Origin of the sequence: Acidaminococcus sp. HCP3S3_G9_1 (assembly GCF_052122455.1) — a bacterium.
In the GTDB taxonomy this organism is placed as follows: Bacteria; Bacillota; Negativicutes; order Acidaminococcales; family Acidaminococcaceae; genus Acidaminococcus.
The window spans coordinates 52,898-72,198 of record NZ_JBQKCH010000012.1 but is presented as its reverse complement, the minus strand read 5'-3'; the positions used below and the strand labels follow the sequence as shown (position 1 = coordinate 72,198).

Annotated in this window: 17 protein-coding genes and 4 tRNA genes; 17 read left to right on the top strand and 4 right to left on the bottom strand. The window is 57.6% G+C overall.

What is annotated here, in order from left to right; genetic code table 11:
* The first annotated feature begins 553 nt into the window (after positions 1 to 553).
* Positions 554 to 1,990 carry a glucose-6-phosphate isomerase gene (locus ACTQY1_RS08515; RefSeq protein WP_441374053.1) on the top strand — a complete coding sequence of 479 codons (1,437 nt, stop codon included), beginning with the start codon at positions 554 to 556 and terminating at the stop codon, positions 1,988 to 1,990.
* A gap of 30 nt (positions 1,991 to 2,020) precedes the next feature.
* On the opposite strand, the gene ACTQY1_RS08510 is transcribed toward ACTQY1_RS08515, so the two are convergent.
* A complete protein-coding gene (locus tag ACTQY1_RS08510) occupies positions 2,021 to 2,815 on the bottom strand; it encodes a transglycosylase domain-containing protein (protein ID WP_441374052.1) in 795 nt (264 codons plus the stop codon).
* 323 nt (positions 2,816 to 3,138) lie between these two features.
* Here ACTQY1_RS08510 and argB point away from each other — a divergent pair, with 323 nt between their 5' ends.
* The 5 genes from argB to argH are packed head-to-tail and all read left to right on the top strand — an operon-like array spanning position 3,139 to position 8,871.
* Positions 3,139 to 4,026, top strand: coding sequence for an acetylglutamate kinase (gene argB, locus ACTQY1_RS08505; RefSeq protein WP_022487739.1), 888 nt, complete (start codon positions 3,139 to 3,141; stop codon positions 4,024 to 4,026).
* Positions 4,027 to 4,044: 18 nt separating this feature from the next.
* Positions 4,045 to 5,235: an aspartate aminotransferase family protein gene (locus tag ACTQY1_RS08500; RefSeq protein WP_441374051.1), complete on the top strand. Its 1,191-nt coding sequence runs from the start codon at positions 4,045 to 4,047 to the stop codon at positions 5,233 to 5,235.
* An 18-nt stretch (positions 5,236 to 5,253) separates the two neighbouring features.
* Positions 5,254 to 6,195, top strand: a complete 942-nt coding sequence (argF, locus tag ACTQY1_RS08495) for an ornithine carbamoyltransferase (protein ID WP_303226350.1) — start codon at positions 5,254 to 5,256, stop codon at positions 6,193 to 6,195.
* Between the two features lie 37 nt (positions 6,196 to 6,232).
* A complete protein-coding gene (locus tag ACTQY1_RS08490) occupies positions 6,233 to 7,453 on the top strand; it encodes an argininosuccinate synthase (RefSeq protein ID WP_022487736.1) in 1,221 nt (406 codons plus the stop codon).
* Complete coding sequence (gene argH / locus ACTQY1_RS08485; protein ID WP_441374050.1) at positions 7,453 to 8,871, top strand: argininosuccinate lyase; 1,419 nt, start codon at positions 7,453 to 7,455, stop codon at positions 8,869 to 8,871. Before ACTQY1_RS08490 ends, argH begins: the two co-directional genes overlap by 1 nt.
* Before the next feature lie 37 nt (positions 8,872 to 8,908).
* On the opposite strand, the gene ACTQY1_RS08480 is transcribed toward argH, so the two are convergent.
* A complete protein-coding gene (locus ACTQY1_RS08480) occupies positions 8,909 to 10,165 on the bottom strand; it encodes a M20 metallopeptidase family protein (protein WP_303226348.1) in 1,257 nt (418 codons plus the stop codon).
* Positions 10,166 to 10,327: 162 nt separating this feature from the next.
* On the opposite strand from ACTQY1_RS08480, the gene cdaA reads away from it, so the two are divergent.
* From cdaA to ACTQY1_RS08455, 5 genes are all read left to right on the top strand, one after another.
* Positions 10,328 to 11,197, top strand: coding sequence for a diadenylate cyclase CdaA (gene cdaA, locus ACTQY1_RS08475; protein WP_022487733.1), 870 nt, complete (start codon positions 10,328 to 10,330; stop codon positions 11,195 to 11,197).
* Complete coding sequence (locus tag ACTQY1_RS08470) at positions 11,184 to 12,155, top strand: CdaR family protein (protein WP_154487400.1); 972 nt, start codon at positions 11,184 to 11,186, stop codon at positions 12,153 to 12,155. Before cdaA ends, ACTQY1_RS08470 begins: the two co-directional genes overlap by 14 nt.
* Positions 12,121 to 13,755 (top strand): NAD(P)/FAD-dependent oxidoreductase, encoded by a 1,635-nt coding sequence (locus ACTQY1_RS08465; RefSeq protein WP_154487398.1) that lies wholly within the window; start codon positions 12,121 to 12,123, stop codon positions 13,753 to 13,755. The genes ACTQY1_RS08470 and ACTQY1_RS08465 overlap by 35 nt, the downstream gene beginning before the upstream one ends.
* Before the next feature lie 447 nt (positions 13,756 to 14,202).
* Positions 14,203 to 15,132 carry a manganese-dependent inorganic pyrophosphatase gene (locus tag ACTQY1_RS08460; RefSeq protein WP_308664271.1) on the top strand — a complete coding sequence of 310 codons (930 nt, stop codon included), beginning with the start codon at positions 14,203 to 14,205 and terminating at the stop codon, positions 15,130 to 15,132.
* Between the two features lie 187 nt (positions 15,133 to 15,319).
* Entirely contained in the window at positions 15,320 to 16,519 is a 1,200-nt protein-coding gene (locus tag ACTQY1_RS08455; protein WP_441374049.1) for an NADP-dependent isocitrate dehydrogenase, read from the top strand.
* Between the two features lie 32 nt (positions 16,520 to 16,551).
* On the opposite strand, the gene ACTQY1_RS08450 is transcribed toward ACTQY1_RS08455, so the two are convergent.
* Positions 16,552 to 16,782: a hypothetical protein gene (locus tag ACTQY1_RS08450; RefSeq protein ID WP_022487728.1), complete on the bottom strand. Its 231-nt coding sequence runs from the start codon at positions 16,780 to 16,782 to the stop codon at positions 16,552 to 16,554.
* A gap of 187 nt (positions 16,783 to 16,969) precedes the next feature.
* Between ACTQY1_RS08450 and ACTQY1_RS08445 the strand changes: the two genes are divergently transcribed.
* The 5 genes from ACTQY1_RS08445 (at position 16,970) to ACTQY1_RS08425 (ending at position 17,840) form a co-directional block, all read left to right on the top strand.
* Positions 16,970 to 17,398, top strand: coding sequence for a HutP family protein (locus ACTQY1_RS08445; RefSeq protein ID WP_022487727.1), 429 nt, complete (start codon positions 16,970 to 16,972; stop codon positions 17,396 to 17,398).
* A 92-nt stretch (positions 17,399 to 17,490) separates the two neighbouring features.
* Positions 17,491 to 17,566: transfer RNA gene (locus ACTQY1_RS08440), tRNA-His, on the top strand.
* Between the two features lie 18 nt (positions 17,567 to 17,584).
* Positions 17,585 to 17,660, top strand: a tRNA-Gln gene (locus tag ACTQY1_RS08435).
* 3 nt (positions 17,661 to 17,663) lie between these two features.
* A tRNA-Lys gene (locus ACTQY1_RS08430) sits at positions 17,664 to 17,739 on the top strand.
* Between the two features lie 17 nt (positions 17,740 to 17,756).
* Positions 17,757 to 17,840, top strand: a tRNA-Leu gene (locus tag ACTQY1_RS08425).
* Positions 17,841 to 17,888: 48 nt separating this feature from the next.
* Here ACTQY1_RS08425 and ACTQY1_RS08420 read toward each other — a convergent pair.
* Positions 17,889 to 18,443: a hypothetical protein gene (locus ACTQY1_RS08420; RefSeq protein ID WP_317424358.1), complete on the bottom strand. Its 555-nt coding sequence runs from the start codon at positions 18,441 to 18,443 to the stop codon at positions 17,889 to 17,891.
* 198 nt (positions 18,444 to 18,641) lie between these two features.
* Here ACTQY1_RS08420 and ACTQY1_RS08415 point away from each other — a divergent pair, with 198 nt between their 5' ends.
* Positions 18,642 to 19,289, top strand: a complete 648-nt coding sequence (locus ACTQY1_RS08415) for an HAD family hydrolase (RefSeq protein ID WP_441374048.1) — start codon at positions 18,642 to 18,644, stop codon at positions 19,287 to 19,289.
* The last annotated feature ends 12 nt before the right edge of the window (positions 19,290 to 19,301 follow it).

Here is a 19,301-nt window from a genome sequence, read left to right as displayed (position 1 = left end):
GTTGGGTCCAAAAATGAGCACGCCAATTTTAAAGGATTCAAATTGTAGCCTGTCCAATTTTGTGGGCAGGTGCTACTCTTAAAAAGTGTCCACACTTATGGGTACAGTATACCGAGGGGGCATCTCACGTCTTATGCGGTCGGAGAGCATCTGCCGGAGGCAGATGCTCTTGAAGGAGAACGCAGCCGGGGGCTGCTAACCCACCACCATTGCGCAAGCGCAATGGTCCTCCGCCCTTGCAAAGGGCGGATATATGTGGGTGGGGTCGGATGTTGGATACAACGGTCACAGGAACGGTGTCTACGAGAAACCCGTTTCTGTGATTTCTCGTTGGATCTGTGATACCAAAACGACTCACGATGAACGATTTTTCTATTGTCTTGTCATTTGTCTGCTACGGAATAAACCCGGTTCATTTAAACAAACGGAATATTCGGAATCGTTAAAAAATAATCACTTGCTGTACATTTTTTGTTGCACTTCTTTTGCAAAGATGGTATGATATTTTACATAAACTGTCATAACTTTACAGATGAAGGAGCAGTTGATACCCATGCAGCAGACAATTGTTTTACCATCGGGATTTTCTTTTGATGTGACCAACATGCTGGGCGAAGGCCGGATCCAGCCGGCGGAGGTGGAGGCGCTGGCCCCCCGGATCCGGCAGGCGGCGGAAGGGGTGGAAAAGATCCGGAAGGAAGGACGGGCCAAAAACCATCTTTCCAAGGATGGGACTCCGGAACCGGTACTGTTTCCCCGGCTGCCTTACCCGGGCCCGGATTCTCCCAACACCCCGGAACTGCTCCAGGAACTGAAGGAATTCGGGGAACAGGTCCGGGAAAAGCAGGATGCGGTGGTATTCTGCGGCGTGGGCGGCTCCTATCTGGGGGGCAAGGTGCTGGCGGACTGCTGTGCCAGCAGCTATTGGCACCGTCATCTGGACCCTATGCCTGCGGTGTTCTTCGGGGGCAACAATGTGGATCCGGAAGATGCGGACAACATCCGGGACGGGCTGGTGAAACTGGCGGACAAATGCCGGAAGGACCTGGACCGTCCGTTGCGGGTGCTGCTGGTGCCCATTTCCAAATCCGGCACCACTTTGGAACCCACCGCTGCTTTCCTTCATTATTACAGCTTCCTGACAGGTGAGGAAAGCCTGTTCCAGGTGAGCTGTGCCGTGGTTACGGACAAGCGGATGGAAAAGGGGCCCCTGAACCGGCTGGCCCGGAAGTACGGCTGGCCCATGTTCGACGTGCCCAACGGGGTGGGGGGACGGTTCAGCGTCCTGTCCACACCGGGCCTTGTGGTGGGGGCCGTGCTGGGCATGGACCTGGAGGAACTGCTGCGGGGTGCCCGGGAGATGGACCAGGCCTGCCAGGGCAGTGACCTGGACACCAACCCGGCTCTCCTGAATGCGGTGCTGAAGTACCTGGGGGCCAAAAACCACGGGGCAGTGATGGAAGTGATCATGCCCTACAGCCTGCGGCTGAAGGCGCTGGGAGAATGGTATGTGCAGCTGTTGGCGGAATCCCTGGGGAAACGGAAGGACCGGGACGGGAACACGGTGTTCTACGGACGGACGCCGGTGGTGGCCATCGGCACCACGGATATGCATTCCCAGACCCAGCTCCACCAGGACGGGCGCCGGGACAAGGCGGTCCAGTTCCTGTTTGTGGACAGCGAGAAGGGCCGGGTCCATATCCGGAATCCCTTCCCGGAAATCACGGAATATGACAAGTATGAGGGGCTGGATATGGGACAGGCCCTGGAAGTGGCCATGGAATCCAACGAAGAGGCCCTGGCCAGTGACCAGCGGCTGAACGCCCTGTACCGGCTGCCGGATGTAAATGAATACATGCTGGGCCATTTGTTCTACTTCCTGATGCTGAGCATCGCTTACGAAGGGGAACTGGCCAATGTGGATGCCTACGATCAGCCGGGTGTGGAAATCTACAAGCGGCTGATGGGGGAAAAGTTGAAGAAGAGATAAACAAGGGGTGCCGCCCAGCGGCACCCCTTTTCATTTCCCTATTCCCAAAGGCTCGTTCAATGCGTCTTCCAGCTGCTCCGGGGTGATCATGTCCTGTTCTGCCATCCGGTTCAGCACCAGGTTCCGGCGCTTTTTGCTGCCCTGCCAGTTGGCGTAGGGGTTCAGGGCGGTGGGGGCATAGGGGAGACCGGCCAGGGTGGCGGCCTGGGGCAGGCTCAGGTCTTTGGGCTTTTTGCCGAAGTATACCTGGGAGGCCTGCTTCACCCCGGTGGCACCGGATCCCAGGAAGGTGGTGTTCAGGTACATTTCCAGGATTTCCTCCTTGCTGCACCGGGCTTCCACCAACAGGGCCAGGGCCGCTTCCGCCGCTTTCCGCTTCACCGACTGGTCGGAAGTGAGCAGCAGGTTCTTCACCAGCTGCTGGGTGATGGTGCTGGCTCCTTCCACCACTTCGTCGTTCTGGATGTTCACCAGGGTGGCCCGGATGATCCCGTCAGGATCCACCCCGTGGTGGGAGTAGAACCGTTTGTCTTCCACCGCCACCTGGGCCTTGGGCAGCCAGGGGGACATCTGCTTCAGAGGCACCCAGTCTTCCCGGGGGATCCGGCTGTGGGCGATTTCCCGGATGTGCCACCCTTCCCACACCAGCTGGAGGGAATGGGGAAGTTCTTCCGGGGGCCGGGGGGTGCCGGCGGGGAAGGTCCGGGTCTCCTGGGCGGCAGGACGGGCCGGCCCGCCCACTTTTTCATGGATGGTGTCCGGCCGGGTCATGTGCCAGCACAGGGCCCCCGCCAGGATCACCAGGATGCACAACAGTTTCCGCATACGCATGTTCCCCCTTTTTACTCCTTCCATTGTAATGGATATGGCGGGAAAAATCCAATGGAATCGGGTTCACAAAATTGTACGGTCTTTTTGGAAAAAAGGTGGCTGTAAGCCTCTCTTTCGTACTATAATGAAGACACATATCAGGACAGGCCTGCTCTGGAAAAAGTTGTGAAAAAGAGTTGCAAATTTATACATTAAAGCGTATAATAATGCAACATAAGGCAGGGATGGAAGGCGTGTCCTGATAAAGCGTATTCTATATGGTTCCGGATTCCGGACAAAAATCCCAAATACCTGAATTTGGATTAGGAGGAAATGCAATGCAGATCAAGAATAACGAAATGAACATATTAGTTGAAGCACTGCCATATTTAAGCGCTTTCAAGGGCAAAACAGTGGTCGTGAAATATGGCGGCAATGCCATGCTCAACGATGATCTGAAGAATAAAGTCCTGGAGGACATCGTCTTCCTCCGCTTCGCCGGCATGCGTCCGGTGGTGGTCCACGGCGGCGGTCCGGAAATCACTGCCATGCTCAAGGCGGCCGGGAAGAAATCTGAATTCGTCAGCGGCCTCCGGGTCACCGACAAGGAAACGGTGGAAATCGCCGAACTGGCCCTGGTGGGGAAGACCAACACGGATCTGGTCCGCCGGCTGAACGTCCTGGGGGGCAAGGCCGTAGGCCTCAACGGCAAGGACGCCAAACTCATCGAAGCCCGGAAGCATCTGGCGGATGTGTATGAAAACGGCCAGGTGAACCTGGTGGACATCGGTTATGTGGGCACGGTGGAAAAGGTGAATACGGACCTGATCAACCTGCTGCTGGCCAACGACTACATCCCGGTGATCGCTCCCACAGGCATCGGCCCTGACGGGGAAACCTACAACATCAACGCGGACAGCGTGGCCGGGGAAGTGGCCGGTGCCCTGAAAGCGGAAAAACTGCTGATGCTCACCGACGTAAAGGGCATCTACGAGGACCACAAGGACGAAAGCACCTTCCTGTCCACCCTGACCTTCGAAAAGGCTCAGGAACTGATCGTGAAAGGCAGCATCGACGGGGGCATGATCCCCAAGGTGAAGGCCTGCATCTCCGCCCTCAGCGGCGGGGCGGTGAAGACCCACATCATCGACGGGCGCCAGGAACACTCCATTCTCCAGGAAATCTTCTCCGACGAGGGTGTGGGTACGGAAGTCGTAAGGGACTGAAGGAGGAAGAGCGATACAATGGATACCAAAGAAATCATGGAAACCACTGATAAATATTATCTCCCGGTGTTCGGCCGGAGCTCCATCGCGTTGGACCACGGGGAAGGGGTTTACCTGTATGATACGGACGGGAACAAATACACGGATTTCCTGGCCGGGATCGCGGTGAATGCCCTGGGCTACGCTTATCCTCCTCTGGTGAAAGCGGTCAGTGAACAGGCAGCCAAGATCATGCACGGGTCCAACCTGTTCTATTATGAAATCCAGGCCAAAGCCGCCAAGCAGCTGTGCGAAGTCACCGGGTTCGACCGGGTGTTCTTCTGCAACAGCGGGGCGGAAGCCAACGAAGGGGCCATTAAACTGGCCCGGAAATACGGGAACAGCAAGGACCCGAAAAAGTTCAAGATCGTCACCGCCAAGGATTCCTTCCACGGCCGGACCATGGAGACCCTTACCGCCACCGGCCAGGACCACTACCATGAAGGGCTGAATCCCCTGCCCGAAGGGTTCGTGTACGTGCCCTTCGGGGATACGGAAGCCCTGGAAAAGGTCATGGATGACCAGGTGTGCGGGGTGCTCCTGGAACCGATCCAGGGAGAAGGGGGCGTCCATGTGCCTCCTGCCGGCTATCTGGAAAAGGTGAAGGAACTGTGCGAAAAACACGATGCCCTGCTGATCTTCGATGAAATCCAGACCGGGGTGTGCCGGACCGGGTACTGGTTCGCCTGGATGCACAGAGGGGTGAAACCGGACATCATGACCCTGGCCAAAGCCATCGGCGGCGGCTTCCCCATGGGGGCTTTCGTGGTCCAGGAAAGACTGGCCCATGTGTTCGCACCCGGGGACCACGGTTCCACCTTCGGGGGCAACGCCCTGTCCTGCGCGTCCTGCTATGCAGCCATCAAGGCCATGAAGGACCTGGAACTGGACAAAAAGGCGGCGGAAACCGGGGCCTATTTCAAGAAGGGCCTGGAAGGACTGAAGGCCAAGTATCCGGACAAGGTAAAAGACGTCCGGGGCCTGGGACTGATCCTGGGGCTGGAGCTGGCCAAACCGGGTGCCAGCCTGGTACAGGGAGCCCTGAAGAAAGGGTTCATCATCAACTGCACCGCCGGGAACGTGCTGCGGTTCGTACCGCCGCTGATCATCGGTGAAAAAGATATCGACGCACTGCTGAAGGGACTGGATGAGCTTCTGGCAGAATTCTGATAAAAAAGAAGGTATACTATGGCTTTGAGAAACAAGGATTTGATTTCCATCCATGATCTGTCGGTGGGGGAAGTGGCCACCATCCTGGATGTGAGCAGAAAACTGAAGAAAAAACAGAAGCTGGGAGAACCTCATGAATACCTGAAGGGGAAAACTCTGGCCATGATCTTTTCCAAGGCGTCCACCCGGACCCGGGTGTCTTTTGAAACCGGGTTCCATCAACTGGGGGGCCATCCCATCTACATGAGCGAATCCACCTCCCAGATCGGCCGGGGGGAACCGGTAAAGGACACCGCCCGGGTGCTGTCCCGGTTCGTGGACGGGATCATGATCCGCACCTTCTCCCATGAAGCGGTGAAGGAACTGGCGGACTACGCCACGGTGCCGGTGATCAACGGGCTCACGGATCTGCTCCATCCCTGCCAGGCCCTGACGGACATGTTCACCATCCTGGAATACAAGGATGTGCTGAAGGGCCGGAAGCTGGTGTATGTGGGAGACGGGAACAACATGGCCCATTCCCTTATGTTCGCCTGCGCCAAGGTGGGCATGAACATGGTCTGCGCCAGCCCCAAAGGCTACCAGCCGGATCCTCACATCGTGGCCCAGGCCAAGATGGATGCGGCCATTACCGGATGCACCATCACCGTCCAGGAAGACATGGAAGACGCGGCCAAGGGAGCGGATGTGCTCTATACGGATGTGTGGGCCAGCATGGGGGAAGAAGCCCAGCGGGAAGAGCGGAAAAAGGCTCTCCACGACTACCAGATCAACCAGCATCTGCTGGACCTGGCCCGTCCGGACGCCATGGTGCTCCACTGCCTGCCCGCCCACCGGGGGGAGGAAATCACCGACGATGTAATCGAAGGACCTCACTCTGCAGTGTTCGACGAGGCGGAAAACCGGCTCCATGTGCAGAAAGCCATTATGGCCTTGCTGATGAGCGACGCGGTGCTGTAAAATAAAAAGGATAGAACGAATAAAGGAGAGACGTACAATGGATAAAAAAGACATCAAAAAAGTAGTCCTGGCCTATTCCGGCGGTCTGGATACTTCCTGCATCATTCCCTGGCTGAAGGAAAACTACAACAACTGTGAAGTGATCACGGTGACTGCAGACATCGGGCAAGGGGAAGAAGTGGCTCCCGTCCATGACAAAGCCATTAAATCCGGTGCCAGCAAGGCCTATATCCTGGACCTGCGGGATGAATTCCTGAGAGAATACGCCTGGCCCATGGTGAAGTCCGGTGCCGTCTATGAAAAGAAATACCTGCTGGGCACCTCCATTGCACGGCCCATCATCGCCAAATATCTGGTGGACATCGCCCTGAAGGAAGGGGCGGACGCCATTGCCCACGGGGCTACCGGCAAGGGCAACGACCAGGTCCGGTTCGAACTGGGCATCAAGGCCCTGGCTCCCCAGCTGAAAGTCATCGCTCCCTGGAGAGAATGGCAGATCAAATCCCGGGATGACGCCATCGATTACGCTGCCGCCCACAATATCCCGGTCCCTGTGACCAAGAAAAAAGACTACAGCATGGACCGGAACATCTGGCACCTGTCCCACGAAGGCAGCGACCTGGAAGATCCCTCCAACGAACCCAAATCTGAAATCTACATCATGAGCCAGACTCCGGAAGCCGCTCCGGACAAGGACGAATACCTGACCCTGGACTTTGAACAGGGGGTTCCTGTGGCCGTCAATGGCAAGAAGATGGAACCGGTGGAAATGATGGAAACCCTGAATGAAATCGGCAAACGGAACGGCATCGGCATTGCCGACATGGTGGAAAACCGGCTGGTGGGCATGAAGGACCGTGGGGTTTACGAAACTCCTGGCGGCACCATCATCTACTACGCCCACAACGAACTGGAAAACCTGTGTCTGGACCGGGCCACCTACAACTACAAGGAACAGATCGGCATCCGGTATGCGGAACTGGTTTACGACGGCATGTGGTTCTCTCCTCTGCGGGAAGCCCTCCAGGCCTTTGTGGATGAAACCCAGAAGACCGTCACCGGTACCGTGAAGATGAAGCTGTACAAAGGCAACATCATCTCCGCCGGCACCACCAGCCCCTATTCCCTGTACAGCAAGGAATACGTCACCTTCGGGGAAGACGAAGTGTACAACCAGGCTGATGCCCAGGGCTTCATCAACCTGTTCGGGCTGCCTCTTACGGTAAGAGCCCTCATGAAACAGGGGAAACTGAAATAATGAGCAAGACGAAACTGTGGGGAGGCCGGTTCAGCAAGGACACCAACGCCCTGGTGGATGCCTTCAACGCCTCCATCGATTACGACAAACGGCTGTATCATGAGGACATCCGGGGGAGCATTGCCCATGCCCACATGCTGGCCAAGGTGGGGATCATCAGCCAGGAAGACGCCGCAGCCATCGAAAAAGGGCTGAAGGAGATACTGGAAGAGATCCAGGCCGGGAAATTCAACTTCAGCACGGAGCTGGAAGACATCCACATGAACATCGAGGCGGCCCTGACGGACAAGATCGGGGACGCCGGGGCCCGGCTCCATACGGCCCGGAGCCGGAACGACCAGGTGGCCCTGGACATGCACATGTACATGAAACGGGAAGTCACCGAGATCATGGAGCTTTTGATCGCCTTTGAGGAAGCCCTGCTGACCATGGCGGAAAAGCACCTGAAGACCCTGATGCCCGGGTATACCCATCTCCAGCGGGCTCAGCCCATTACCTTTGCCCATCACATGCTGGCCTACTTCAACATGCTCCGCCGGGATTTCCGCCGGCTCCAGGGAGTGTGGGACGGGGCGGACATCATGCCCCTGGGGGCCGGTGCCGTGGCCGGGACCACTCTGCCCATCGACCGGTTCCAGGTGGCGGAGGAGCTCCATTTCTCCCAGGTGTACGGGAACAGCATGGATGCGGTCAGCGACCGGGATTATGTGCTGGAATTCCTCAGCTTTGCGTCCCTTCTCATGATGCATCTGTCCCGGCTCAGCGAGGAAATGTGCCTGTGGTCTTCCACGGAATTCGGGTTCATCGAGCTGGATGACGCTTTTGCCACTGGTTCTTCCATGATGCCTCAGAAGAAGAATCCGGACATCTCTGAACTGGTCCGGGGGAAGACCGGCCGGGTGTACGGCCACTTGACCGCCCTTCTGACCACCCTCAAGGGGCTGCCCCTGGCTTACAACAAGGACCTCCAGGAAGACAAGGAAGGGTTCTTCGATGCCATCGACACGGTGAAGTTCTCCCTCCAGGTGTACCGGGACATGATCCTCACCACCAAGGTCAACGAGGAAAAGATGGCGGAAGCGGTCCACAAGGACTATTCCAACGCCACGGACCTGGCGGACTACCTGGTGCGGAAGGGGATGCCCTTCCGGAAGGCCCATGCCGTTGTGGGGAAGGCCGTGGCCAAGGCCATTGCCGAACACAAGCTGCTGGGTCAGCTGACCCTGGAAGAATACAAGGAAATGTGTCCTCTCTTCGAGGCGGACCTTTTGGAATGCCTGAAACCGGAAAACTGCGTGGCAGCCCGGACCAGCTACGGCGGCCCTGCTCCCCAGAACAACGCCGAACAGGTGAAGCTGGGGAAAGAAGCGGTGGAAGAGCAGAAGAAAGTGCTGGAAGAATTGAAGGAACGGATATAAGAAAAAAGGGGTGCTGCACATTGCGTGCAGCACCCCTTTATACGTTCCGTTTTGCCAGGCGCTCTACGGGTTCCGGGTTGGGGGTGAACTGGGGGTCGAAGTCTGTGTTCAAAAAGGCCAGGGCGTAGGCCACTCCCATGGCGGCACCAGTGGTGAGGCCGGTTTCATCCATGTCGAATTCCGGGGTGTGGTGGTTGGCCCCGCAGCCTTTTTCCGGGTTGGCGATGCCGGTGAAGGCCAGGACTCCCGGATATTCCTGGAGGAACAGAGCGAAGGATTCCGAGGCCATCCAGGGCTGGGGATCCTGAAGGGCATCCGGTCCCAGGGCGTCCGCCACCGCCTTCCGGCCCAATTGGGCGCAGGCCGTATTGTTCCGGGCTTCGAACAGGGCTTCGGGCATGTGCAGGATTTCCCCTTCACAGCCGTAAATATCAGCGTTGGCGGCCAGGGCCTTCTTCAGGAAGTCCTCAAAGGGCTTCCCGGCCTTCTGGTAGTTGAAGAACCGGGCGGTGCCTCCGAAGGTCAGGTCTTCCGGGATCACATTGTACTTTTCTCCGCTGTGGACGAACCCCAGGGAGAAGGTGAGGCATTCAAAGGGATCCACCTTCCGCTGGCGGAATTCGTTCAGCTGCTGGTACAGGGCGGCGAAGCAGTCCATAGGATTGTTGGCCAGGTCCGGCCGGGCTCCGTGGCCGAAGGTCCCCTTCAGCCGGATCACAAAGGAGCAGCCGCCTCCCATGACCGCCCCGGGAGTGATGGACACTTTTCCTGCCGGCAGGTCCCACCGCACATGGGTGGCGTAGCAGCCGTCGATGGTGAGGCCGGATTCCTTCACAATATAGGGCAGCAGGTTCTGGATGTCCCCGCTTTCTTCTTCTCCCCGTTCAAAGCACAGCACCACTTTCCCGGCAAAGGATTCCTTGTGGGAAACCAGGATCCGGGCGGCGGTAAGCAGCATGGCCATGTGGCCGTCGTGGCCGCAGGCATGGGACACTCCGGGCACCTGGGAAAGGCAGACTTTGGGACCTTTCAGATTTTCCGGACTTTCGGCAATGGGGAGAGCGTCGGTGTCCGCCCGCATCAAAAGGGTCTTTCCGGGCTTTCCGCTGTCGATGATTCCCAGGAGCCCTCCGTCAGGGACGTTGATGGTGGGGATCCCCAGGTCCTTCAGGTAGGCTTCCAAAAAAGCGATGGTGTTCACTTCCCGGCAGCTGAGCTCCGGGTTTTCATGGAAATGGCGGCGGAGGCGGAGGGTTTCAGGAAATTCCGCCTGGGCCAGGGCAAGGATATTCATAAGCAGATTCCTTTCTACAGCAGATTGTGAAAATGGGATTTTCCTTCAGTATACCACGGATGATTGTCATTTTTTCGTCTTCAGCGTATAATTATAATATTATATTGAAGTGGATTTCTGTACCCATGAAGATAGAGAAATTGACGGTAAGGAGGATGAAGTATGGGAGGACATGTAATTGGCCTGATCCACACCGTGACCATGCTGGATGTAATCGACATCCTGGTGGTGGCGTTTTTTCTCAATAAACTGTACCAGATGCTGAAGAACACCCGGGCGGCGTCCCTGGTGAAAGGGCTGTTGATGCTGCTGGCGATCATGCTGATCAGCAAGTGGCTGAATCTGTATGTGATCAACTGGATCCTGGAAAAATTCATGACCGTGGTGATGATCGCCCTGCCGGTGGTGTTCCAGCCGGAACTCCGCCGGGCCCTGGAGCAGATCGGCCGGGGGAAACTGTTCCGCCGGAGTACGGTGCTCAACGAAATGCAGGTGGAGAACATGCTGGAAGCGGTGGCCACCACTGCCGACGACCTGAGCCGGAACAAGATCGGGGCACTTATGGTGTTCGAGCGGGAAACCGGGCTGGATGACTACATCGAAACCGGGATCCCCATTGACGGGCTGATCAGTACGGCCCTGTTCGAGAACATCTTCATCCCCAACACCCCCCTCCACGATGGGGCGGTGATCATCCGGGGAGACCGGATCGCAGCGGCCAGCTGCCTTTTGCCTTTGACGGAAGCCCGGAACCTGAGCCAGGAACTGGGGACCCGGCACCGGGCGGCCATCGGCCTTTCCGAACAGACCGATGCCCTGATCCTGGTGGTCAGCGAAGAAACCGGGACCATTTCCCTGGCCCGGGGGGGCGCCCTCCAGCGGTACCTGACCCACCGGGATGTGAAGGACCTGCTGCGGCCGGTGATGAAGACTCCTATGCTGAACTGGAAGGATACCATCCTGGCCAAACTGGGGAAGAAACATGCCCCGTCCGACGACCAGAAAGGAGGCAGCGGCCATGGTGAAAAATAACCAGACCCCCAACCGGAATTCCTGGCTGGTGCGGATCATGTCCGTGGTCTGTGCCTGCATCCTGTGGGTGTATGTGATGAACGAACAGAACCCCATCACCACCAAGACATTCCAGGTTCCTTTGACGGCCCAGAACTTGGCGGAAGACATGGTGGTGAAGGACCTGCCGGAAACGGTGAATGTGAAGGTCAGCGGCACCCGGTCCCAGATCGCCGTACTCCGGGAAGGGGACGTCAAGGCCTTCATCGACTTTACCGACGCCCCCAAGGGACGGAACACCTACAACGTCCAGGCCACCACCCGGATGGGGGAAGTGGCGGAAGTGACCCCCAGCCTGCTCCAGCTGGAAACGGACTCCCTGGCGGAAAAGACCATGACCCTGGAACCCCGGATCGTAGGGGTTCCCAACAGCGGGGTCACCGTAAGCCAGATGGATCTGTCTCCCACCCAGGTGATTATCAAAGGGGCCAGTGCCCGGATCTCCCAGGTGGACAAGGTACTGGTGATGGTGGATATCAGCCATCACGACCGGAACTTCTCCACAGATGCCACAGCGGTGGCAGTGGACCGGACCGGACGGGAAATGTATGACGTGAAGGTGGTGCCCGGGAAGATCAAGACCACCGTGACCATTGTGCGCCAGCTGGGGACCAACGACTTCCCGGTGAAGGCCAACATGTCCGGACAGCTGCCGGAAGGGGTCACCTTAAAGAGCGTGAAGATCACTCCGGACAGTGTGCGGCTTACGGCGGAACCCAAGGTGCTGGGAGGCATCCGGGAAATCCTTACCGCCCCCATTGTCCTCAACAATGTGACCAGTGATGTGGAACTGAAGATGCCTCTCCAGATCCCGGATCAGGTGCTGGCGGACCAGCACAGCGTCATTGTGGAAATTACCTTGCAGAAAGGAACGGAAAAGCAGGATGGCAGCAAAGCCGACGGAAATCAGAATCAATAACCTGCGGGTGGGGCTGGACAGCCGCCATTCCCTGGTGCAGATCGTAGGGAAGAAATACCATTTGCCGGAAAAAGCCCTCCGGCAGGTGGAAGTGGTCCGGAAGGCCGTGGATGCCCGGCGGAAAAGCAATATCTGCCTGGTATACCATGTGAAGGCCACAGTGGATGTGCCCACAGGGGTGCTCCAGAAGCTCCTCCGGGATCCCCAGGTGACCCTGTGGGAAGAAAAACCGGAACCTCCGGCGGTGTTCGGCACCGAAAAGCTCCAGGGCCGTCCGGTGGTGATCGGCCTGGGGCCGGCAGGCCTTGTGGCAACCCTGGAACTGGCCCGGCACGGGTACGCTCCTTTGGTGGTGGAACGGGGCAGGGACCTGTCCCACCGGGTGAAGGACGTGGAACAGTTCTGGAAGACCGGGAAACTGGACCCGGTGAGCAATGTGCAGTTCGGCGCCGGAGGCGCCGGCACCTTTTCTGACGGGAAGCTGACCACCCGGGTCAACGACCCCATTATGGGCCACCTGCTCCGGACTTTTGTGGAAGCCGGGGCGCCCAAAGAGATCCTGACGGAACAGAAGCCCCACGTGGGCACGGACAAGCTGCGGCTTATGGTCACCGGGCTTATCAGCCGGATCAAAAAGGCCGGGGGCCAGATTCGGTATGAGACCCAGGTGACGGACTTCCGGGTGGATCCGGAACAGGGCCTTACGGCGGTGGAACTGAACGGGAAAGAATGGGTGGACACCAACGGGGTGATCCTGGCCTGCGGCCACAGTGCCCGTGACACCTATGAAACCCTGCTGAAACGGTCCGTGCATCTGGAGGCCAAGGCCTTTGCAGTGGGGGTGCGGATCGAGCACGAACAGGCTCTCATCAACCGGGCCCAGTACGGGAAGTTTGCCAATCATCCCCAGCTGGGGGCGGCGGATTATGCTCTGATCTTCCATGACAAGGAAACGGGCCGGGCGGTGTATTCCTTCTGCATGTGCCCGGGGGGCCAGGTGGTGGCCTCTGCTTCGGAACAGGGGGGACTGGTGGTAAACGGCATGAGCCCCTTCAAACGGGATACGGGACTGGCCAACAGCGCCCTGGTGGTCAGCGTGGACCCGGGGGATTTCCCGGCCGGTCCTTTGGGAGGCATGGAATTCCAGCGGAAGTACGAACACCTGGCCTGGAAGGTGAGCCGGGATTACCGGGCCCCGGCCCAGACCAGCCGGAGCTTCCTGGAACGGACTGCTCCGGACCTGAAGGTGAAGTTCCGTCCCAGCTACCGGCCGGGCCTTGTGCCGGCGGACCTGCGGAAGATTTTGCCGGACTTTGTGACGGAATCCCTGGAACATGGGCTGCGGGATTTTGAACGGAAGCTGCCCGGGTTCAGCACCCAGGGGCTGATGATCGGGGTGGAGACCCGGACTTCGGCTCCGGTGCGGATCCTCCGGGGAGAGGACGGCCAGTCGGTGAACTGCCGGGGGCTGTACCCCACCGGAGAAGGGGCCGGCTACGCCGGCGGCATCATGAGCGCCGCCATGGACGGGTACCATCAGGCCAGAAGGCTGATGGGGAGGTTTGGGGTACCCGTCGGGAGTCAGAAGGCTGAAGGTTGAAACCATTGGAAGGAACCAGGCTTCCGGGTTCCTGTGAAGGGAAACGCAGCTGGCGCTGCTAACCCACCACCAGCCTGACGGCTGGTCCCCCGCCCTTGTAAAGGGCGGATATCCGCTGGGGCCTCGACAGTTATACAGTCCGCTCCCATGTGTATGGTGGATAGCCGCTGGGGGCTCGGGCTCATTGCCTAGGCGGCACCAGAGCATGGCCTGTGTGCCACTATCCGCCCTTTTCAAGGGCGTAAGCAGGGAGCATCCGCTTTAGCGGATAGCGAGGTCGCTTATGCCGCAGCTGGGGACCGTTGCGCCTGCGCAATGGTGGTGGGTTAGCAGCCCTTGGGCTGCGTTTTCGTTCAATGCCAAAAGCCCATGGGGTTTGGCTTCCATGGGCTTTCAAAACTGTGCTATAATAAATTGATTGACAGTAATATACAAGGAGATGCTTTTATGGAAAACATCATCATCACCGGGCACAAGAACCCGGATACGGACTCCATCTGCTCTGCCCTGAGCTACACCTGGATCAAGACCCAGCTGGGGGAAAAGGTCACCGCCTGCCGGGCCGGGAAGGTGAACCCGGAAACCCAGTTTGTGCTGGACCACTGGAAAGTGGCGGCTCCGGAACTGGTGGAAAAGGTGGACGAAGGCCAGAAGATCATCCTGGTGGACCACAATGAAATGAGCCAGGCTGTGGACGGGCTGGACAAGGCCAACCTGCTGGAAATCATCGACCATCACCGTCTGGGGGGCATTGTCACCGCCAATCCCCTGTTCGTCCGGATGCAGCCGGTAGGGTGCACTGCCACCATCCTGTACAATGTGGCTGTGGAAAACGGTCTGACCCTGCCCAAGGAAATCGCCGGGCTGCTGTTCTCCGCCATCAGCTCTGACACCCTGTACTTCAAGTCTCCCACCACCACGGAAAAGGACAAGGAAGCTGCCGGTGCCCTGGCCAAGATCGCGAAAATCGCTGATCCCCAGGCCTATGCCCTGGAAATGCTCCAGGCCGGTTCCGCCATCAACTCCATGAGTGCGGAAGAAATCTGCCATGGGGACATGAAGGAATTCGACTTCCCTCAGGGGAAAGTCACTGTGGCCCAGGTGAACGTGATGAACGGGGAAGCTGCCAAAGCCAAATGGCCGGAACTCCAGAAAGCCCTCCAGGCCATGGTGGACGGAGGAGAAGCGGACACCACCCTGCTGATGGTCACCGACATTATGGATGAAGTCACCGAGCTGCTGTGGGCCGGCAAGAACAAGGACATCCTGGACAAGGCCTTCGGGAAGGCTGAAGCCGACGGCCATTACCACCTGCCCAAGGTACTGTCCCGGAAGAAACAGATCGTACCGCCTCTGACCGACGCGTTTAAGGGGTAAAGAGCGTGAAGGTGCTGCACAAAAAGCGTGCAGCACCTTTTTTGTCAATGGTCAATACCACCTACCACCTACCCATCAATATATCCTATACCGTACCCCGTTTTTTCGTATTTTTCCCTTTATCCCATCTGTGGTATGATACATACAGTACATAGTGCTGTCTTTGTTTGGGAAAGGAGAATATGATATGGCGGATAAAATCAAGATGACCACCCCTCTGGTGGAAATGGACGGGGATGAAATGACCCGGATCCTTTGGAAGATGATCAAGGATATCCTGATCCTTCCTTATGTGGACCTGAAAACGGAATATTACGACCTGGGCATGAAGCACCGGGATGATACAGATGACCAGGTGACTATCGATTCAGCCCTGGCAACGAAAAAGTATGGGGTGGCGGTGAAATGCGCCACCATTACGGCCAATGCGGCCCGGGTGAAGGAATACAACCTGAAGAAAATGTGGGCCAGCCCCAACGGTACCATCCGGGCCATTTTGGACGGGACGGTGTTCCGGAAGCCCATTATGGTGAAGGGCATCCGGCCTCTGATCCCCACCTGGGAAAAGCCCATTACCATTGCCCGGCACGCCTACGGGGACATTTACAAGAACACGGAAATCCGGGTGGAGGGCCCGGCCAAGGCGGAACTGGTGGTTACCGGAGCGGACGGGAAGGTGACCCGCCGGACCATTATGGACTTCCAGGATGCCGGAATCGTCCAGGGGGTCTACAATACGGACCGGTCCATCAGCAATTTTGCCCGGTCCTGCTTCAACTATGCCCTGGAACAGAAGGAAGACCTGTGGTTTGCCACCAAGGACACGGTGTCCAAGATCTATGACCACCGGTTCAAGGATATTTTCCAGGATATCTACGACCGGGAATACAAGGAAAAGTTCGAAGCCGCCGGTATCGAATATTTCTACACCCTCATCGACGACGTGGTGGCCCGGGTGGTCCGGTCCAAAGGGGGCATGATCTGGGCCTGCAAGAACTACGACGGGGACGTGATGAGCGACATGATGGCCACCGCCTTCGGGAGCCTGGCCATGATGACTTCCGTGCTGGTGTCCCCGGACGGCTGCTATGAATACGAAGCGGCCCACGGCACGGTACAGCGCCACTATTACCGGTACCTGAAAGGGGAAAAGACCTCCACCAACCCGGTGGCCACCCTGTTTGCCTGGACCGGGGCCCTGCGGAAACGGGGCCAGATGGACCAGCTGCCGGACCTGGTGGATTTTGCCGACCGGCTGGAAAAAGCCACCATCCAGACCCTTGAAGAAGGGATCATGACCGGGGATCTGGTAGCTGTATCCACCCTGCCGGATAAAAAGAAGGTCAACAGCGGAGAATTCCTGGAAGCCATCCGGGAGAGGATGTAAGGAAGGGGTGCTGCCTATGCAGCACCCCTTTTTCAATAGGCCCTTTTCCCGTACACCGGGTGTTCTGTAGGCTTCAGGGTCAGGCGCTTGGCCAGTTCCACGGCCTCTTCCAGGTGCAGGTCGGTTTTGTTCCCGTGCTCTTCGAAGATGCACATGGGGTTGTCGGCGCCGATTTCGCTGCCGGGCATATACAGGTACTGGTCGTTGTCCCGGTCGCCCAGGATGATGCCGGCACGGAGTTCTTCGGACATAATGACGGACATGATGATGTCCTCCTTTCAGGATAATCAAGGGAAGCGGGAAGGGGGGACCGGGCGGTGCATAAAGGCGGGCCGCCCGGCGTGGGGCCCCTACGGGTGTCGTTTCTCATTCTAACAGCCCTGCCATTCCCTGACAAGGGATTCTTTGGTATAATGGTGGGGTAGATTTGCAGGAAAGGGATGTGAGAGTATGAACAGACCTATTGCCAGTATCGATGTGGGACGGGCGGCTTTGCGGATGGCGCTGACGGCCACCCGGGAAGAAGAGGACCGGCTGAAGGAGCGGCTCCGGGAACAGGGGTTCCGGGCGGCGGCTGTAGATTTTGGAGGAGAGTTCCTGCCTTCCATCAAGAAAATCGTGGAACGGGCGGTGGTGGCCTCGGAACGGCAGAACATCGTCACCGACACCCATGTGGGAGCAGGCACGGTGGCCGGGGCAGCCCATGAAGCCCTGGAACAGATGATGGACAAGGCCATCGGCTTCAATGTAGGGGGCAAGATCGGAGTGGCCCGGTACGGGGAGCACCTTTGTGTGGCGGTGTACATGAGTGTGGGGGTCCTGAACCTGAATGAACTGGGCGTGGGGCTGGCTCACCGGAGCCTGGCAGGCATCGATTGAAAAAAGCCTGGGAAAGTGAAAAAAAGTTGTTGACATTTTTCGCTTTCCTATGCTAGAATAAGTGAGTCGTCGGATGGCGGCAAGGTAATATGGTGGATATGGTGAAGCGGTTAACACACCGGATTGTGGCTCCGGCACGCGTGGGTTCGATCCCCACTATCCACCCCACCTTTTTTTTTACCTTTTTGGGGCATAGCCAAGTCGGTAAGGCACGGGACTTTGACTCCCGCATGCGTTGGTTCGAGTCCAGCTGCCCCAGCCAAGTGATTCACTAGCTCAGTTGGTAGAGCACCTGACTTTTAATCAGGGTGTCCCGGGTTCGAGTCCCGGGTGGATCACCATTTTTTTATACCCAAATGCGGCTGTGGCGGAATTGGCAGACGCGCCAGATTTAGGATCTGGTGTCCAAGACGTGCAGGTTCAAGCCCTGTCAGCCGCACCAATATCATAAAAAAAGAAAGACTGTTGCGTTGGCAACAGCCTTTTTTTTTTATTCCAGCGATTCAAAATAGGAGAATCTCCATCCCTTCAGGGTCTTTACATAGGGGAAAATGGTCTTTCTGGTTTCCACTATGTTGGTTTTGCCGTGGGCCGGGTCTTCCATCATGGGAGTGGATACTTCCAGGTTGATCCGGGTGGGGGATTCCCGCAGGATGTTGATGGTGGAGGTCCCTTTCCGCAGGTCCCGGGCTTTGGCACTGGGAGCCACGTACAGTTTTCCGTCGAATTCCCGGTACATCCGGCTGTCACTGATGATGAAACCGGCCAGGGCTTCAGTGAAGCATTGGTTGACCTTGGCCTTTAGGGCCATCATGTTGGGGTAGTTCTTGTCAGCCACTGTGTAGTAGATCATGTACCCGGTGTCTTTTTCCCCTTTGCCGTCAGTTTTCAGGGGATGATGTTCGAACCATTCATAGACGGTGTTGGCTTCCTGGAAGGCCTGGATCACTTCCTGATCCGTAGGGGCTTCCGGGGAGGCAAAAGCGGTGAAGATTCCGCTGACCACCAGGATGGCAGTGAGGAACAAAGAACGCAGTATTTTCATGGAATGCACTCTCCTTCTGTTTGGTCCTTTTATTGTATCATAGTTTGGCAGGATGTGGTATCATCTTCCCTGTGGGGGACAATCGGTCAACGGTCAGCGGCGGTCGGAAGCCGGCGAGGCTGGCTTTGAACAACGACGGACGATGAGCGATGAACGATCCACGATAAACGATGAACGAAACCAAGGAGTGTGCATAACGTGAAATATCAGGCGGTGGTGTTTGATCTGGACGGGACCCTGCTGGATACCCTGACGGATCTGTGGAACAGCGTGAACGAGGCCTGCCGGGAATACGGCTGTGCCCCCAGGACCAGGCTCCAGGTGCGCCGGGCCCTGGGAAACGGCCTGGAGAACCTGCTGCGGAAATCCCTGCCCCAGGAGGACGAGAACAAATTCCAGCGGGTGTTCCAGGATTTCCGGGCCTATTATCTGAAGCACTGCAATGAGGCCACCCGGCCCTATGATGGGATCCCGGAACTGCTGAAAGACCTCCAGGCCCTGGGGGTGAAGCTGGCCATTGTGTCCAACAAGGCCCATCCGGCGGTGTTGGCCCTCCGGGACCGGTATTTTCCGGAAACCATGAAAGTGGCCATGGGAGAAAGCCAGGGAGTCCGCCGGAAGCCGGCTCCGGATACGGTGGTCCGGGCCCTGGAGGAACTGGGGATCCCCAAAGACCAGGCGGTGTATGTGGGGGATTCAGAAGTGGACAAAATGACGGCGGACAATGTGGGGATGGACTGCTTCCTGGTGACCTGGGGGTTCCGGGACCGGGACGAACTGGCGGCCCTCCGGCCCACTGCCCTCATCGACCGACCGGAACAAATCCTGGAGAAAATAAAGGGATAGGGAAAACACTGG

What these genes read in the sequence shown, in the direction of transcription:
- ACTQY1_RS08515 (WP_441374053.1), top strand. Translation starts at nt 554, where the DNA reads ATGCAGCAGACAATTGTTTTACCATCGGGATTTTCTTTTGATGTGACC.
- ACTQY1_RS08510 (WP_441374052.1), bottom strand. Translation starts at nt 2,815, where the DNA reads ATGCGGAAACTGTTGTGCATCCTGGTGATCCTGGCGGGGGCCCTGTGC.
- argB (WP_022487739.1), top strand. Translation starts at nt 3,139, where the DNA reads ATGCAGATCAAGAATAACGAAATGAACATATTAGTTGAAGCACTGCCA.
- ACTQY1_RS08500 (WP_441374051.1), top strand. Translation starts at nt 4,045, where the DNA reads ATGGATACCAAAGAAATCATGGAAACCACTGATAAATATTATCTCCCG.
- argF (WP_303226350.1), top strand. Translation starts at nt 5,254, where the DNA reads ATGGCTTTGAGAAACAAGGATTTGATTTCCATCCATGATCTGTCGGTG.
- ACTQY1_RS08490 (WP_022487736.1), top strand. Translation starts at nt 6,233, where the DNA reads ATGGATAAAAAAGACATCAAAAAAGTAGTCCTGGCCTATTCCGGCGGT.
- argH (WP_441374050.1), top strand. Translation starts at nt 7,453, where the DNA reads ATGAGCAAGACGAAACTGTGGGGAGGCCGGTTCAGCAAGGACACCAAC.
- ACTQY1_RS08480 (WP_303226348.1), bottom strand. Translation starts at nt 10,165, where the DNA reads ATGAATATCCTTGCCCTGGCCCAGGCGGAATTTCCTGAAACCCTCCGC.
- cdaA (WP_022487733.1), top strand. Translation starts at nt 10,328, where the DNA reads ATGGGAGGACATGTAATTGGCCTGATCCACACCGTGACCATGCTGGAT.
- ACTQY1_RS08470 (WP_154487400.1), top strand. Translation starts at nt 11,184, where the DNA reads ATGGTGAAAAATAACCAGACCCCCAACCGGAATTCCTGGCTGGTGCGG.
- ACTQY1_RS08465 (WP_154487398.1), top strand. Translation starts at nt 12,121, where the DNA reads ATGGCAGCAAAGCCGACGGAAATCAGAATCAATAACCTGCGGGTGGGG.
- ACTQY1_RS08460 (WP_308664271.1), top strand. Translation starts at nt 14,203, where the DNA reads ATGGAAAACATCATCATCACCGGGCACAAGAACCCGGATACGGACTCC.
- ACTQY1_RS08455 (WP_441374049.1), top strand. Translation starts at nt 15,320, where the DNA reads ATGGCGGATAAAATCAAGATGACCACCCCTCTGGTGGAAATGGACGGG.
- ACTQY1_RS08450 (WP_022487728.1), bottom strand. Translation starts at nt 16,782, where the DNA reads ATGTCCGTCATTATGTCCGAAGAACTCCGTGCCGGCATCATCCTGGGC.
- ACTQY1_RS08445 (WP_022487727.1), top strand. Translation starts at nt 16,970, where the DNA reads ATGAACAGACCTATTGCCAGTATCGATGTGGGACGGGCGGCTTTGCGG.
- ACTQY1_RS08420 (WP_317424358.1), bottom strand. Translation starts at nt 18,443, where the DNA reads ATGAAAATACTGCGTTCTTTGTTCCTCACTGCCATCCTGGTGGTCAGC.